This is a genomic window from Streptococcus sp. DD04 (assembly GCF_001578725.1).
GTDB classification, from domain to species: domain Bacteria; phylum Bacillota; class Bacilli; order Lactobacillales; family Streptococcaceae; genus Streptococcus; species Streptococcus sinensis.
Genome location: NZ_KQ968976.1, coordinates 451,551 through 465,202 on the forward strand (window position 1 = coordinate 451,551; position 13,652 = coordinate 465,202).

At 45.8% G+C, this 13,652-nt stretch carries 16 protein-coding genes; all 16 read right to left on the minus strand.

Translation table 11 applies throughout. The annotated features are described in order from the left end of the window. Positions 1 to 52 precede the first annotated feature (52 nt). The gene (locus tag STRDD04_RS02190) at positions 53 to 961 is read right to left on the minus strand and encodes a magnesium transporter CorA family protein (RefSeq protein WP_062198960.1); all 909 of its coding nucleotides are present in this window, start codon (positions 959 to 961) and stop codon (positions 53 to 55) included. A 375-nt stretch (positions 962 to 1,336) separates the two neighbouring features. Continuing rightward, complete coding sequence (locus tag STRDD04_RS02195) at positions 1,337 to 2,881, minus strand: peptide chain release factor 3 (RefSeq protein WP_062198962.1); 1,545 nt, start codon at positions 2,879 to 2,881, stop codon at positions 1,337 to 1,339. A gap of 317 nt (positions 2,882 to 3,198) precedes the next feature. Next, complete coding sequence (locus STRDD04_RS02200; RefSeq protein WP_062198964.1) at positions 3,199 to 3,687, minus strand: flavodoxin family protein; 489 nt, start codon at positions 3,685 to 3,687, stop codon at positions 3,199 to 3,201. Between the two features lie 52 nt (positions 3,688 to 3,739). Then, on the minus strand, positions 3,740 to 4,459 hold the full coding sequence (gene budA / locus STRDD04_RS02205) for an acetolactate decarboxylase (RefSeq protein WP_037615591.1): 720 nt from the start codon (positions 4,457 to 4,459) through the stop codon (positions 3,740 to 3,742). 115 nt (positions 4,460 to 4,574) lie between these two features. Beyond that, entirely contained in the window at positions 4,575 to 5,324 is a 750-nt protein-coding gene (locus tag STRDD04_RS02210) for a PHP domain-containing protein (protein WP_062198966.1), read from the minus strand. Positions 5,325 to 5,357: 33 nt separating this feature from the next. After that, positions 5,358 to 5,672, minus strand: a complete 315-nt coding sequence (hisE, locus tag STRDD04_RS02215; protein WP_062198968.1) for a phosphoribosyl-ATP diphosphatase — start codon at positions 5,670 to 5,672, stop codon at positions 5,358 to 5,360. Positions 5,673 to 5,806: 134 nt separating this feature from the next. Next, on the minus strand, positions 5,807 to 6,151 hold the full coding sequence (hisI, locus tag STRDD04_RS02220) for a phosphoribosyl-AMP cyclohydrolase (protein WP_062198970.1): 345 nt from the start codon (positions 6,149 to 6,151) through the stop codon (positions 5,807 to 5,809). Then, entirely contained in the window at positions 6,151 to 6,909 is a 759-nt protein-coding gene (gene hisF, locus STRDD04_RS02225; RefSeq protein WP_062198972.1) for an imidazole glycerol phosphate synthase subunit HisF, read from the minus strand. The genes hisI and hisF overlap by 1 nt, the downstream gene beginning before the upstream one ends. Positions 6,910 to 6,911: 2 nt before the next feature. After that, positions 6,912 to 7,634: a 1-(5-phosphoribosyl)-5-[(5-phosphoribosylamino)methylideneamino]imidazole-4-carboxamide isomerase gene (hisA, locus tag STRDD04_RS02230; protein WP_062198974.1), complete on the minus strand. Its 723-nt coding sequence runs from the start codon at positions 7,632 to 7,634 to the stop codon at positions 6,912 to 6,914. Beyond that, positions 7,612 to 8,235, minus strand: coding sequence for an imidazole glycerol phosphate synthase subunit HisH (gene hisH / locus STRDD04_RS02235; protein WP_062198976.1), 624 nt, complete (start codon positions 8,233 to 8,235; stop codon positions 7,612 to 7,614). The genes hisA and hisH overlap by 23 nt, the downstream gene beginning before the upstream one ends. Before the next feature lie 32 nt (positions 8,236 to 8,267). Next, positions 8,268 to 8,852, minus strand: coding sequence for an imidazoleglycerol-phosphate dehydratase HisB (gene hisB, locus STRDD04_RS02240; RefSeq protein WP_062198978.1), 585 nt, complete (start codon positions 8,850 to 8,852; stop codon positions 8,268 to 8,270). Positions 8,853 to 8,863: 11 nt separating this feature from the next. After that, entirely contained in the window at positions 8,864 to 10,156 is a 1,293-nt protein-coding gene (hisD, locus tag STRDD04_RS02245; RefSeq protein ID WP_082757325.1) for a histidinol dehydrogenase, read from the minus strand. Further along, positions 10,153 to 10,797 carry an ATP phosphoribosyltransferase gene (gene hisG, locus STRDD04_RS02250; protein ID WP_037615618.1) on the minus strand — a complete coding sequence of 215 codons (645 nt, stop codon included), beginning with the start codon at positions 10,795 to 10,797 and terminating at the stop codon, positions 10,153 to 10,155. The genes hisD and hisG overlap by 4 nt, the downstream gene beginning before the upstream one ends. Next, entirely contained in the window at positions 10,794 to 11,780 is a 987-nt protein-coding gene (locus tag STRDD04_RS02255; RefSeq protein ID WP_062199202.1) for an ATP phosphoribosyltransferase regulatory subunit, read from the minus strand. Before STRDD04_RS02255 ends, hisG begins: the two co-directional genes overlap by 4 nt. A gap of 8 nt (positions 11,781 to 11,788) precedes the next feature. Next, positions 11,789 to 12,865 (minus strand): histidinol-phosphate transaminase, encoded by a 1,077-nt coding sequence (gene hisC, locus STRDD04_RS02260; protein ID WP_062198980.1) that lies wholly within the window; start codon positions 12,863 to 12,865, stop codon positions 11,789 to 11,791. A 431-nt stretch (positions 12,866 to 13,296) separates the two neighbouring features. After that, on the minus strand, positions 13,297 to 13,602 hold the full coding sequence (locus tag STRDD04_RS02265) for a DUF4298 domain-containing protein (RefSeq protein WP_062198982.1): 306 nt from the start codon (positions 13,600 to 13,602) through the stop codon (positions 13,297 to 13,299). Positions 13,603 to 13,652: the final 50 nt, after the last annotated feature.

Sequence of the window (13,652 nt, forward strand, 5' to 3'; positions counted from 1 at the left end):
AAAAAAAACGAATGAAGCTAAAACACCTCATTCGTTAATCGTATTTTATAAATTACTCTTTATTGACCACCCAGTTGAGGAGCTTGGTCAGAAGAACCCAAAGAATAATACTGATGGTGACAATGTAAAGCCAGGCATTCTTGTCTGTTGCCCAAGGCAGGGGCACATTCATGCCAAAGAAGCCAGTGATAACGGCTAGAACTGCCAGAAGAACCGAAATAATGGTCAAGACAGTCAAATTATCATTCAGATTGTTGTTCAGGATATTATTGTAGGAGCCCGAAAGCTGGCTAAGAACCTGAGCAATCAAATCCGTCATTGAAACCAGCTGACGTGCCTCAATCATCGCATCCTCAAATTGCTCGGTTTCTAGTTCATCAAAGCCACGATAAACGGCATGACTCTTGATGTGCTCCAAAAGCATGTTGTTTTGCTTGGCTGCTGCCACCAGATAGACCATGGAGGTTTCTAAGTCCGAGAGGGAAAACAGGTGCTTTTTGGTAGTTTTCTGACGCAAAATCCGGTTAATCTCATCCTTGCGCTTGTCCAGCTGCTCAATGACTGGATAGTAAGAATTAGAAATCAACTCCAGACTGGCAAAAAGAAACTTATAGACCGATACGGGCTCATGATGCTCCATGTAGGCCTTCATTATATCGACCACATAGGCATTGTCCTCATTACTAATCGTAATCAGACGATTACTTTGGACAATAAAGGTCATGGGCAAGGTTTCGTAATAATCTTTTTCTGTCGCCAAATTCAACACACTATAGATGAAAAGAACCGTTCCATTCTCACGGTTGTAGTCCATGTGAGCCCGCTCGTTTTTATCCAGCGCATACTCGATAGTTTCAAGGTCGATATTATAATCCTGATAAATCTGTTCATTCTTTTCGACATCATCTGCGTCAATGTTGATCCAAACAGACTGGTCCTTTAGTTTTCTTTCCAGAAACATGGAACTCCTTTCTGAACTGTAGAATAATTGTCTAGTAGCTAACGCCTAGCTCCCCCACCATAACTTCATAGTCAAATATCTTATGTCACGACAAGAAACCAAGTAAATCGATATTATTTGCCAAACGCAGTTAGTAAAGCAGCTAGGCAAGTCACATAGGACTTGCCGTAGCCTACTTAGATTGCTCTGCAATCAAGTAGACTTGCTGTATTACATTTTCTCTAATTGAGTTTGGACTAAATCCTCGGAAAGGAACAAGCTAAACTGAACACGCCCTAAAAGCGTCGAGAAAAAGATAAAATCTTCTAGGAACTCTGGTTCCTTCGTCAATTTTCCTATTTTCTTCTCGCTTTTCTAACGGGCTCTGCATCGGAATCACATCTTCTCTTCCAACTTAACATCCGGATACTTGTCCGCAAACCAGCGCAGGGCGAAGTCATTTTCAAAGAGGAAGACAGGCTGGTCAAAGCGGTCTTTGGCTAGAATGTTCCGGCTAGAAGACATGCGTTCGTCCAGGTCATCTGGTGAAATCCAGCGAACCGTCTTTTTACCCATTGGGCTCATAACCACTTCAGCATTGTATTCATTTTCCATACGGTGCTTGAAGACTTCAAACTGGAGCTGACCCACAGCGCCTAGCATATACTCACCAGTCTGGTAATTAGTATATAGCTGAATGGCCCCCTCTTGCACCAATTGCTCAATCCCCTTATGGAAGGATTTTTGTTTCATGACATTCTTAGCTGAAACCTTCATAAAGATTTCAGGAGTAAAGGTTGGCAGAGGCTCAAATTCAAACTTATTCTTGCCTACAGTCAGAGTGTCGCCGACCTGATAAGTCCCGGTATCGTAAACCCCGATAATATCACCAGCCACGGCATTGGTCACATTTTCCCGACTCTCGGCCATAAACTGGGTGACATTAGACAGCTTGGCGGACTTGCCAGTGCGAGGCAGATTGACACTCATACCTCGCTCAAACTCGCCAGAAACGATACGGACAAAAGCGATACGGTCGCGGTGGCGCGGATCCATATTGGCCTGAATTTTAAAGACAAAACCTGAAAAGTCTGGGCTGAGTGGCTCAACCACCTCACCGTCTGTCTTCTTGTGGCCATGCGGTTCAGGAGCAAACTTGAGGAAGGTTTCCAAGAAAGTCTGCACACCAAAGTTGGTCAGGGCTGAGCCAAAGAAAACAGGTGTCAGCTTGCCCTCCAAAATCGCTTCTTCTGAGAATTCATTTCCAGCTTCGCTCAAGAGCTCAATATCTTCTTTGACTTGCTCATAGAAAGGATTGGAAGCAAAAAGCTGGTCACCTTCTGCCAGAGTCGCAAAGCGCTCCTCACCCTTATAAAGCTCCAGCCGCTCATTGTAGAGGTCATAAAGTCCTTCAAAGCTTTTCCCCATCCCAATCGGCCAATTCATCGGGTAGCTGGCAATGCCCAAAATCTCTTCCAGTTCTTCCAACAAGTCCAAGGGCTCGCGACCGTCACGGTCCAGCTTGTTCATAAAAGTGAAGACCGGAATTCCACGGTGTTTGACAACCTCAAAGAGCTTCTTGGTCTGAGCCTCAATACCCTTGGCAGAGTCAACAACCATGACCGCAGCATCCACCGCCATCAAGGTCCGATACGTATCTTCTGAGAAATCCTCGTGCCCTGGTGTGTCTAGGATATTAACCCGTTTGCCATCGTAATCAAACTGCATGACAGAAGAGGTTACAGAAATCCCCCGCTGCTTCTCAATATCCATCCAGTCAGATTTGGCAAAATTACCAGTCTTTTTTCCCTTAACCGTTCCAGCCTCTCGAATCTCACCACCAAAGTAGAGCAGCTGCTCGGTGATAGTCGTCTTCCCCGCGTCCGGGTGGGAGATAATGGCAAAGGTTCGGCGTTTCTTAATTTCTTCTTGTAAAGTCATCTTCTTCTCTTTCTTTCATTTTAGGATAATGGTGAATGTTAGTAGAACTTTTTATATTTTACATCGGAGTATTCCAATCCTTTCAACCTACCTATTATAGCGGATTTAGCGCTATTTTTCAATGATATAGAAAAGATAAAAATCGCCCTTTCAAGCGATTCAGTATAAGAGCTTGTCAAAATAAAGCAAGAAAACGAACAAATTCAAATTGGTTCTCTTACCAAAATGATTTTTGTTCGTTTTTTTTATCCTATTTCAGCATTTGAAATTAGTTTCCCAAGTAGATTACTAATCAGAAATCTTTTGCTTTAGCTTTATTATTTTTCGACAACTTGTACTAATTTTTCCTGCAGAGGAGCTAGTTCCCAGCCCTCAATCTCGTTTAGCTCGTAATCACTGACAGCTAGGCCTTGGTATTGCAAACCATAATTACTACAAAAACGATTCATAACATAGTCTAACATTTCAACTTCTTTGCTTGGTTGTGAGCCTTGGAGAAGGAAGAACACCTGCTTATCTTTCAGTGCTTCAGTCGGATAAGGTACATCTGCAACTCGGTCTAAGAATGTCTTGAGAAGTCCAGAAAATGACCACCAATAAATCGGGCTTGTGAAAACGAGGACATCCGCTTGACTTAACTTTTCATATACTTGAAAGAACTGATCCTGCTCTGCTTTTTGACCATATTGCTCAATATGATAATCCACTAAGTGCACAGTTTCAAATTCTTTTCCAACAAGAAATTTCTCAGCGAATTTTACACTATTTCCGTCCTTATTTGGACTGGCATTTACTAAATAAATCATGACTGCTCCAATCTAATTTTCCCTATAAAAATTTACACTTTTCGTTCAAAAACTACTCCGCTTTATGAATATCTTCTTTCATTTCATCAAGATTGAACTTGGCAAAAAGGTATTTGCGATCTTGGACTGGGAAGCGCTGATCCAACTGATCTACGGCTCCCAGCTCCACGATCCCCTCTTTTATAACAAAATCCAATACGTGACCTCCAAAGGTGTGGTCATCCGAAATAAAGTGAAGATGATATCCCGCTACACTGACACCATGAAAAATTTCGGGTGTCCAAAATCCAACAATGGTTCCAGAAACATTGTCCGCATGGTACTCCGGCTGACTCACTGCCACCTCAGCAAACTTTTTTTCTGAGGTTGATTTTGGAATCATCCGCACATGCATGTGAGCAAAGTCCCCGTGAATCTTGATGGAGCGAAATAGATTTTCCCCATCATAATAGGATTCAATCCGCTTTTCCAGCTCCGCGTCTGTCATTTCAAAACGCTGCCGGAAAATGACTTCCGCCTGATGGGGAACAACCGCAGCGTAAGGAACAGTCACATCATCTGAGACCTCCACAACTTCTGGTGCATCTCCAGAACCTTTCGCCTGATAGGCCTTCCCATCAAGAACAATCAACTCCCCGTCAATGGAATCCAGTGTACCAATCCCCAAATCGCCGTATTTCAGGAGCTCACCGATTGTCATACTCCCTCCATAAAGTCCAGCCATCAAAGCTCCCAGGGTATTATACTGAAATAATTTCACTGGCTCTGCCATTTTTTCTCCTACATCAACAAATTTTTGTATTTTCTAATTCACTTAAGTATATCATATTCTGATTGAAATTCAAAAAATGCGTTTAGTAGATGATGGAGAAGGCGCGCGGGATGCTTTAAATCAATTGGGCTTCCTCAATACCGGCATCAGCGAGGATTTGAGCCACGTGGTCAAACTTAAGTCGAAAATGCTCTAGTTTGTGACCGTCGGAGCCCACTGAAAAGCGCTGACCGCCCAGCTCCTTGACGAGAGAGAGAGCGTAGATATAGAGTTCCTCGTGTCCATAGAGGTACATGGACTTGCAGTTAAGCTCAAAGGCCAGACCATAATCAATCATCTTTTTAAAAAGCTGTCGCAGCTGAGGCTCAAATCTTTTCAATTCCTCTACGGTAAGCTCAAATTTTCGGAAACCATAGTCAAAGTGAGCTAGTACATCTGCTGGCACAGCCTCGATAGCCTCTTCCAGCTCTCTTAGGTAGCGGGGAACCAGCTCCATCTTGTCCAGCTGCAAGACCGGATCTTCCAGATAGTCAAAACTGCCATTGTGGTGGACAGATAGGAGCTTGAGATCATAATCCTTGTCCGCTAGGAAAGCTAGGATATCGTCTTTACGCGGAGCATAATAGCCGATTTCAATGCCCTTTTTGATGCGGTTGTCATATTGTTTGTTCAGCTCTGCTATTTTTGCTGAATAGGCCGTATAGTCAGGCACATCATCATGAGGCAAAGCAGCTTGGTAAGGGTAGGGATTGGACAAATCATAATGCTCGGTAGTGACAATCTCCCCCTCATAATGGTCCAGATAGTCACAGAAATCCGCCTCAGAATCATAGGAAAAATAAGTATGAAGATGGTTGTCGCGCATGCTTATCCGCCTTTCTGCTAATCTCGTATCCGTTTAGTAATTGTCAATGGTTGGTCGGTCGTGAATCCGGCTTTGCTTGCCCTGACGAGCTTGGAGGACAGCCTCCACCTCCTCTAGACTGACCCCAGTCTCAACGAGAGCGACCGCCAGATGGTAGAGCAGATCAGCTGTTTCATTGGCTATCTCGTCCTTGTCAGCATTTTTAGCTGCAATGACTACCTCCGTTGCTTCTTCACCGACCTTTTTGAGAATCTTGTCCAGCCCCTTGTCATAGAGATAGCTGGTATAGGAGCCTTCCTTGGGCTCTTTTTTGCGTTTGAGGGCTTCTTGATAGAGGGTTTCTAGCATAGTATCTCCTTTATTACAATTCTGATTTTACTATACAAATCAATTCTTTCCGATGGCAGACTGATAGCTTGACACTGACTTGGTCAGTTATATTTCTACCTTAAGTACACACTAAAAGTAAACGAAGGGAGCCTTTATTCCATTGCATCATCTTGCTCATCCCAGATTGGATGGAAAAAGCAGGACTTAGCACCCGTATGGCAGGCTGCTCCTAGCTGCTCAACTTCAATCAGCAGGGTATCTAGGTCACAGTCAGCTGTGATTTTTTTGACAGTTTGATAGTGGCCGCTGGTGGCTCCCTTATGCCAAAGCTCTTGACGCGACCGGCTCCAGTACCACATCTGACCACTGGTTCGAGTCAGCTGGTAGGCTTCTTCATTGAGATAGGCCAGCATGAGGACTTCTTTGCTGGTGTGGTCTAGGATAATAGCAGGTATGAGACCGCCTTGCTTTTGAAAATCCAGTTTTACTTCTGCCATCAAATGCGCACCTCCAATCCAGCTTCCTGCATGGCTTTTTTGGTCTCTGCGATGGAAACCTCTCCATAATGGAAAATCGAAGCCGCCAAGGCTCCAGTTGCCGCAGTCTTTTCAAAAACTTCTAGAATGTGCTGACTATTGCCAGCTCCGCCCGAAGCAATAATAGGTACCGACACGACTTGAGAAACGGCTTCCAGCATAGGCAAATCAAAACCAGACTTGGTCCCATCCTTGTCCATGCTGGTCAGAAGAATCTCTCCTACCCCCAGACGGACGGCTTCTTGTACCCAGTCTAAAAGATCCCGACCGCTGTCCTTGCGACCCCCAGCCAGATAGACATGCCAGCTGCCATCCGCTTCTTTCTTAGCATCAACAGCCAGCACTACACATTGACTGCCGAATTTCTCAGCACAGTCCGCCAAAAGTTGAGGATTGGCTATCGCCGAGGAATTAACTGCCACCTTATCCGCCCCAGCCTTGAGCATCTTATTCATATCCTCAACCGTGCGAATGCCACCACCGACAGTAAAGGGAATGAAGACCTGCTCCGCCACGCGCCGAACCATCTCGACCGTCGTGTCCCGCTCTTCATGGGTAGCCGTAATATCCAGAAAAACCAGCTCGTCACAGCCAGCCTCATAGTAAGCTTTGGCAGCATCGACCGGATCTCCGACATCGGTCAGATTGACAAAGTTAATCCCCTTAACTACCCGGCCGTCCTTAACATCCAGACAGGGAATGATTCGTTTTTTCAACATAGCTAATCCTCGTCTATTTCCTTTAATTGGCTTAGTGAGATATTTCCCTGATAGTAAGCCTTACCCACAATGGCACCAGCCAAGCCCAACTTTTTCAGCTCCTCTAAATCTTCTGCTGATTGGATACCGCCAGAGGCAATAACCCGAGCTTGTTTTAGAGCTTTCAGCAATTCTTGGTAATGTTGGATATTGGGACCGGTCAGAGTTCCGTCTCGATCCACATCTGTATAGACGAAGAGCCGAACACCGATTTTTTCCATAGCCAGAGCCAGACTGACATAGTCTTGGTCGCTGGTTTCCAGCCAGCCCTCGGTTGCAACCAAACCCTTTTTAGCATCAATACCAACAACAATCTTATCACTGCCAAAACGCTGGAGGGCCGTTTCTACAAAGGCCGGATTCTTGACTGCCATGGACCCGATGATGACACGGTCAATTCCGACTGATAGGTAATCTTCAATCTGTTCTAGACTGCGGATACCGCCGCCGACTTGGATAGCCAGACCTGTCTCCGCCTTGATACGGGCAATCAAATCACGATTGGCAGCCCGACCTTCCAGAGCTCCATCCAAGTCTACCACATGAATCATGTAGATGCCAGCTTCCTTAAAAAGCAGAGCCTGAGCCAAGACATCAGGATTTACCACGGTCTTTTGGCTAAAATCACCTTTGAAAAGTCGGACGGCTTGTCCGTCTTTGATATCAATCGCTGGTAGAATCCTCATAGACATACTCCTTAAAATTTCGTAAGATTTCTAGGCCTACCTGGCCTGATTTTTCTGGGTGAAATTGACAGCCAAAGACTGAACCCTTATGAATCATGGCCGGCACTGGAAAGCCATAGTCAGCTGTCGCATCTAGATATTCCTGATCTACATCTGTATAGTAGCTGTGAACAAAATAAACAGCCTCCCCTTGCAAGCGATCTGTCAGAGCAGATGCCTGCTGGATTTGCAAGTCATTCCAGCCCATGTGAGGTACAGGCAGACCAGCCCGAGCCGGAATCCGACGGCAGACACCGGGAATAAAGCCCAACCCTGAAGTTTGTCCATTTTCCAGCCCGGCCTCCAACAAGAGCTGCATGCCTAGGCAGATACCCAAGAAGGGCTTTCCGCCAGATATAGCCTCCTGTATAGGACCAATCAAATCCCGCTTCTGCAGCTCCTGCATAGCCGTCCGAAAGGCACCGACTCCCGGCAAAATCAAGCCATCAGCAGCTAAAATTTCCTTCGGATCAGCAGACAGACTAGCTTCTGCACCAATAGCAGCCAAAGCCCGCAACACATTGGCTGTATTGCCTGCATCATAATCAATTACAATTATCATATCTGTTTCCTTCTTGAGTGGAGAAATGAGATTTAGAGCATTCCCTTGGTCGAATTAACCCCATGAATCTCGGGATTGAAGGTGATAGCCTCGCGCAGAGCTCGTCCAGTTGCTTTAAAGAGACTTTCCGCCTTGTGGTGGCTGTTCTTGCCATGCAGGATTTTCAAGTGCAGATTCATCTGCAGATTGAATGCTAGAGCTTGGAAAAATTCCTCCACTAGCTCAGTGTCAAAACTCCCTAACTTGGGATTATCAAAGGCTGCGTCAAAGACTAGGTAGGAACGGCCTGATAAGTCCAGACTAGCCATACCTAGCGTTTCATCCATAGGCACAAAGCTAGTGCCATAGCGGTTAATGCCAGCCTTGTCTCCCAGTGCCTGACGAAAAGCCTGCCCCAGCACAATACCTACATCTTCCACCGTATGGTGGCTGTCCACCCAGAGATCACCTTCAGCCTTGACCGTCAGAGAGATTCGGCTGTGGCGAGCAAAGAGGGTCAACATGTGGTCAAAGAATCCGACACCGGTTTCAATCTGAACAGGTTCCTGCTGGTCCAGATTGAGTGATAAATATATATCCGTTTCCTGTGTTTTGCGCTTGATTTCAGCTTGTCTCATAACTTGTCCTCCTATTTTTCCAGCCTGCGGGATTCGATGGCTCGGGCGTGAGCCTGCAAGCCTTCCGCATAAGCCAGCTTGGTGATATCTTTTTCCGCTGCCCAGACGGCTTCTCTGCTGTACTGCGTGTACTGGATGCGCTTGATAAAGTCATAGACTCCCAGAGCTGATGAAAAGCGGCTGGTGCTGGTCGTCGGCAAGACGTGATTGGCTCCTGCATAGTAATCCCCGATTGGCTCACTGGTATAATGCCCCAGAAAGACGGAGCCAGCATTTTCAACCTGATCCAGATAGCTGTAAGCATCGTCCATAGCAATCTCTAAATGCTCAGGTGCCACCTGATTCATAAGCTCAAACATGGCTTCCTTAGAAGGTGCAAGGATGATGCGGCCGTTGTTCTCAATCGAAGCACGTGCGATTTCCTCTCGCGGCAACTCTTTCAGCTGTCTATCCAGCTCTGCTTCGACCTGATTTGCCAGCTCCTCTGAGTCAGTCACCAGAATAGCCCGAGCCAGCTTGTCGTGCTCAGCTTGCGACAGGAGATCAGCTGCCACATAGACTGGACTGGCTGAACTATCGGCAATGACTCCAATCTCCGAAGGCCCGGCAATCATGTCAATTCCCACGACACCATAGACCATCTTTTTGGCTGTTGCTACAAAGATATTTCCCGGCCCAGTAATTTTATCCACCTTGGGAATGGTCTCAGTTCCATAAGCCAGAGCCGCCACACCTTGAGCGCCGCCCACTTGAAAAATCCGATCCACACCCGCCAATTTTGCTGCAACCAAAATCGCTGGAGTAAAGTGCTCCTGCGGCGGTGTGATCATGATAATTTCTTTAACACCGGCAATTTTGGCTGGGATAACATTCATAAGAACAGAGGATGGATAGGCTGCGGTGCCCCCAGGTACATAGGTGCCAACACGCTCAATCGGCCGAATCAACTGACCACGGATAACACCCTCGCTTGGACTATCTTCAAAACCTGTCTCCAATTGCTGGCGGTGGTAGGATTCGATATTAGCTTGGGCATTCTTCAAGGCGGCCAAGACCTCTGGGTCAATCTCCTCAAAAGCCTGATCAATCAGCTCCTGCTTAACTTCAAAGTCGGTCACCTCAACCTTGTCAAAGAGCTTGGTATAGTTCCTTAAAGCTTGGTCACCATCTCGTTTAACCGTTTCAATAATCTCAGCCACCACTTCTTCTACATCTAAGTTTTGCTGGCTGAGCTGCAGCTGCTCTTTATATAAAATCTGTGAAATTTCTTCATTACTTCCACTCAAACGCTTGATAATTGTCATTTAAAAGCCACCTCTCTTCTTCCTACTAGGGATTCAATCTTTGCGACAAAGGGCATCAGGTCTGGGTTATTTTTCAAGGAAGCCTGATTGGCAATGAGCCGAGCTGAAACTCGACAGATATCATCAAAAACAACCAAACCATTGGCTACTAGGGTATTGCCAGTCTCCACAATATCGACAATAGCATCCGCCAAGCCCAGAACTGGTGCAATTTCCACACTGCCCTGGATGGAAATAATTTCCACATCCTCCCCCTTTTGATTAAAATAATCAGTCGCCACTGTCGGGTACTTGGTCGCAATCCGCTTTCGCTTGTGATCATGTGGATCATAGCTGGGCACCGAGGCAAGAGAAAATTTACAAAGGCCAAAGTTCAGATCTAGCATCTCCAGATAGCCGGTCGGATGCTCAAAGAGAATATCTTTACCAACAATCCCCAAATCAGCTACTCCGTGGCGCACATAGGTGGTCACATCTGGTCCCTTAACCAGCAGAAAACGAAAACGGCCGTCTGGACTTTCAAAAATGAGATTGCGTCCCTTGTCTGCCATAAAACTCAGATCAAAGCCAGCCCGACTTAACAATTTAATCGTATCTTTCTCAATCCGCCCCTTGGTCAGGGCAATCGTAATCTGACTCATGATTGCGCCTCCTTTGCCGCCTCATCCGGCAGATCATCGTGGATAGCTTGATAGACACTGTCGATATTCAAGGACCAGCCAATGGCCGTCAATTCCTCTGCTCCGAAACGTTCAAAGAGCTTATCATAGCGACCGCCAGACAGGAAGGCATCAGGCACTCGCTCACCGAAAACCTTAAAGGTCAGACCAGTATAGTAGGGAAGACTTGGAACTTGACCCAGATCGATTGCTGTCTGAGGAAATAAATCTGATACTTTGTCTAAAACCCATTCAATCTCTTCAAGGGCTTGGAGAAGCTCTTCGTTTTTAATTAATTTCCGTGCTTTTTCTAATACAAACTGACTGGGGCCAAAGAGATTGGGCAGCTCCTGAAGCAGTCGATCAAAGGAACTCGGTCTGCGAGCTGTAAATTCATACAGTCCCGTCATATTTTTCCGGCGGATTAGATCCAATAGTTGATCCTCCTCAGGCTGGTCCAAATCCAAAGTAACTAAGACTGTTTCTAGCACTGCTGCATGAGAAAACTCAAACTGATAGGACTGAACTGGTGCTAGATCTAAAGCCTGTTTGGCTGACTGAATAGCCTCCAACACAGCCTCTCTGGCTGGATAGCCAATAATTTCGATACCAGCCTGACTCTGCTCATTTAACAAACCGCGTAGCTCCTCATGATAATGAAAAACCTTGCCAGAGTAAGAAAATTTAGTCGGAGTATGGACTCTCGTCGAAGCGATTACTCGGCCAATCTGGCTGGTTACATCCGGCCGCAGCGCCAGCAATTCCCCCTTCTTATCAAAAAGATGATAATGGTAGGGCTCCACCTGGTCACTGAAAACTTCAAAGTGCTCCAAGGTTGGCGTATCAATCCGATTGAATCCCTGAGCTATGAGAAAATCGCTGATTGCATGCTCAATCTCATAGGTTACACGAGCTCGCTTAAAGAGCTTGTCGTGCATGCCATTGGGGAGGGTTATTTTATTGATAGGCAGGTTCATAGGCTGGTTTCCTCACTTGTCCTGATAATATCTTTGATGGCCGCCAGCACCCTCTCCATTTCCTCTTGGATGCCAATAGAAATGCGCAAGTAGTCCTTAATACGCGCTACTTTCGGGAAATAGCGCACATAGATTTTGCGCTCTTGGAGTTCTTGGAAAAGGGCTGACGCAAGAATCTGACTAGGTTTTGCTAGAATAAAATTGGTTTGACTGGGCAGAACCTGAAAATCCAGCTGGGATAATTCTGCCGCAAACCAGTCCCGAGTTTTTTGGATGGCTTGACCGGTCTTTTGGTAATAGGCCCAATCCTCTACTGCCGCAAGAGCCAAACGTTCTGCCAGCATATCCACCGAATAGGGATTGATAGAGTCCTTGATTGCCTTCATGACAGCAATCAAATCTGGATGACCAATACCATAACCCACCCGCAGACCAGCTAAGGCCGCATCCTTGGAAAAAGTCCGAGTGATAAAGAGATTGGAATACTTATCTAAGAGAGGTAGGGCAGATTGACCACCAAAATGAATATAGGCTTCATCCACTACAACCACCACATCTGAGTTGCCCACCAAAATCTCCTCCAATTCTTCCAGAGACTTGTAAATCCCTGTCGGAGCATTAGGATTGGCTAGGATAATACCACCATTCCCCCCCAGATAATCGGCCGTCCGCACCGTAAAATCCTCTGCCAGCGGTATTTCCCTAAAAGGCACATGGTAGAGATCTGCCCAAACCTTATAAAATCCGTAAGTCAGGTCAGGAAAGAGGATTGGCTCTCCACTATTAAAGAAGGCCAAGAAGGCCATGGACAGGATATCATCGCTGCCATTGCCAATAATAAGCTGGTCAGGGCTGACACCTAGATTGACTGCTAAGGCCTGAGAAAGAGCTACCTGATCTAGGCTAGAGTAGCGCCGCAGCTCATGGGCATCAAAGCTTCGCAAGGCCTCTGCCACCTTAGGGCTGGGACCGTAGGCATTCTCATTGGTATTGAGCTTAATCATATTGTTTTCCTGAGGCTGCTGCCCTGCCACATAGGGCTGAATCTGCCTGAGACCTTTTAGTTTGATCATACTACTACCTCACTTTCACATCGCTATTTATCAATACATATTAGTTTCAATCATCTGTTGTTTAGAAAATAATAAAAAGCCCTCGCAAAAAATCTATCTTGCAAGGACGTTGACACGCGGTTCCACCTTTATTCGGTCCTCAGTCGCCTGAGAACCCTCACAGAGTACGAGACTCCAGATTCGTAACGGGAATCAGCCGTCGGACACTACTGTGATTTCGCATCCGCACTCAAGAATGTGACGTTTAAGAATGGTGTGCTTTTTCAGCTACCGGCACTCTCTGTTCTTTATTTTTTAACTTTTCTTAAACAAGTTCTCTCATCGCTTTCAATTTATTTTTGATTATTCTACCCGAATTTTTATGAAAAAGCAAGAGAAAAATGGAAAAAAATTAATTTTCCATTTCTTTCATAATGACATTAAATAGGATTTCATCGCTCTTTCAGCATGGCACTGGATATATCCAACAAGGTCAGGGCGGTCTGGAAATGTTCGCCCATCAGGTCATAGACGGTATCTTCGGCTAGGACACCGCAGGCTACATCCTCAGGAAAGTCTGGTCCATTAGAAAATGCCAGGTCATCGAAAAAATCCTGACTGGTGTAGTAGTCCCGCAGCTGGATATAATCTGACTGACAGCGCTCCAGCTCAGCTAAAGCTGCCTGAGCTTTCACCAAGACCTGAGAATATTTATTCAGATGTTCTTCCATTTTTTGGATTCGTTGCAGTTGAGACATAACTGACTCCTTTCCAGATTATTCCTAGTCATACTATTCTTGCGTACATT

Coding starts and splice junctions, on each gene's coding strand:
- STRDD04_RS02190 (WP_062198960.1), bottom strand. CDS start 961: ATGTTTCTGGAAAGAAAACTAAAGGACCAGTCTGTTTGGATCAACATT.
- STRDD04_RS02195 (WP_062198962.1), bottom strand. CDS start 2,881: ATGACTTTACAAGAAGAAATTAAGAAACGCCGAACCTTTGCCATTATC.
- STRDD04_RS02200 (WP_062198964.1), bottom strand. CDS start 3,687: ATGATTTATTTAGTAAATGCCAGTCCAAATAAGGACGGAAATAGTGTA.
- budA (WP_037615591.1), bottom strand. CDS start 4,459: ATGGCAGAGCCAGTGAAATTATTTCAGTATAATACCCTGGGAGCTTTG.
- STRDD04_RS02210 (WP_062198966.1), bottom strand. CDS start 5,324: ATGCGCGACAACCATCTTCATACTTATTTTTCCTATGATTCTGAGGCG.
- hisE (WP_062198968.1), bottom strand. CDS start 5,672: ATGCTAGAAACCCTCTATCAAGAAGCCCTCAAACGCAAAAAAGAGCCC.
- hisI (WP_062198970.1), bottom strand. CDS start 6,151: ATGGCAGAAGTAAAACTGGATTTTCAAAAGCAAGGCGGTCTCATACCT.
- hisF (WP_062198972.1), bottom strand. CDS start 6,909: ATGTTGAAAAAACGAATCATTCCCTGTCTGGATGTTAAGGACGGCCGG.
- hisA (WP_062198974.1), bottom strand. CDS start 7,634: ATGAGGATTCTACCAGCGATTGATATCAAAGACGGACAAGCCGTCCGA.
- hisH (WP_062198976.1), bottom strand. CDS start 8,235: ATGATAATTGTAATTGATTATGATGCAGGCAATACAGCCAATGTGTTG.
- hisB (WP_062198978.1), bottom strand. CDS start 8,852: ATGAGACAAGCTGAAATCAAGCGCAAAACACAGGAAACGGATATATAT.
- hisD (WP_082757325.1), bottom strand. CDS start 10,156: ATGACAATTATCAAGCGTTTGAGTGGAAGTAATGAAGAAATTTCACAG.
- hisG (WP_037615618.1), bottom strand. CDS start 10,797: ATGAGTCAGATTACGATTGCCCTGACCAAGGGGCGGATTGAGAAAGAT.
- hisC (WP_062198980.1), bottom strand. CDS start 12,865: ATGATCAAACTAAAAGGTCTCAGGCAGATTCAGCCCTATGTGGCAGGG.
- STRDD04_RS02265 (WP_062198982.1), bottom strand. CDS start 13,602: ATGTCTCAACTGCAACGAATCCAAAAAATGGAAGAACATCTGAATAAA.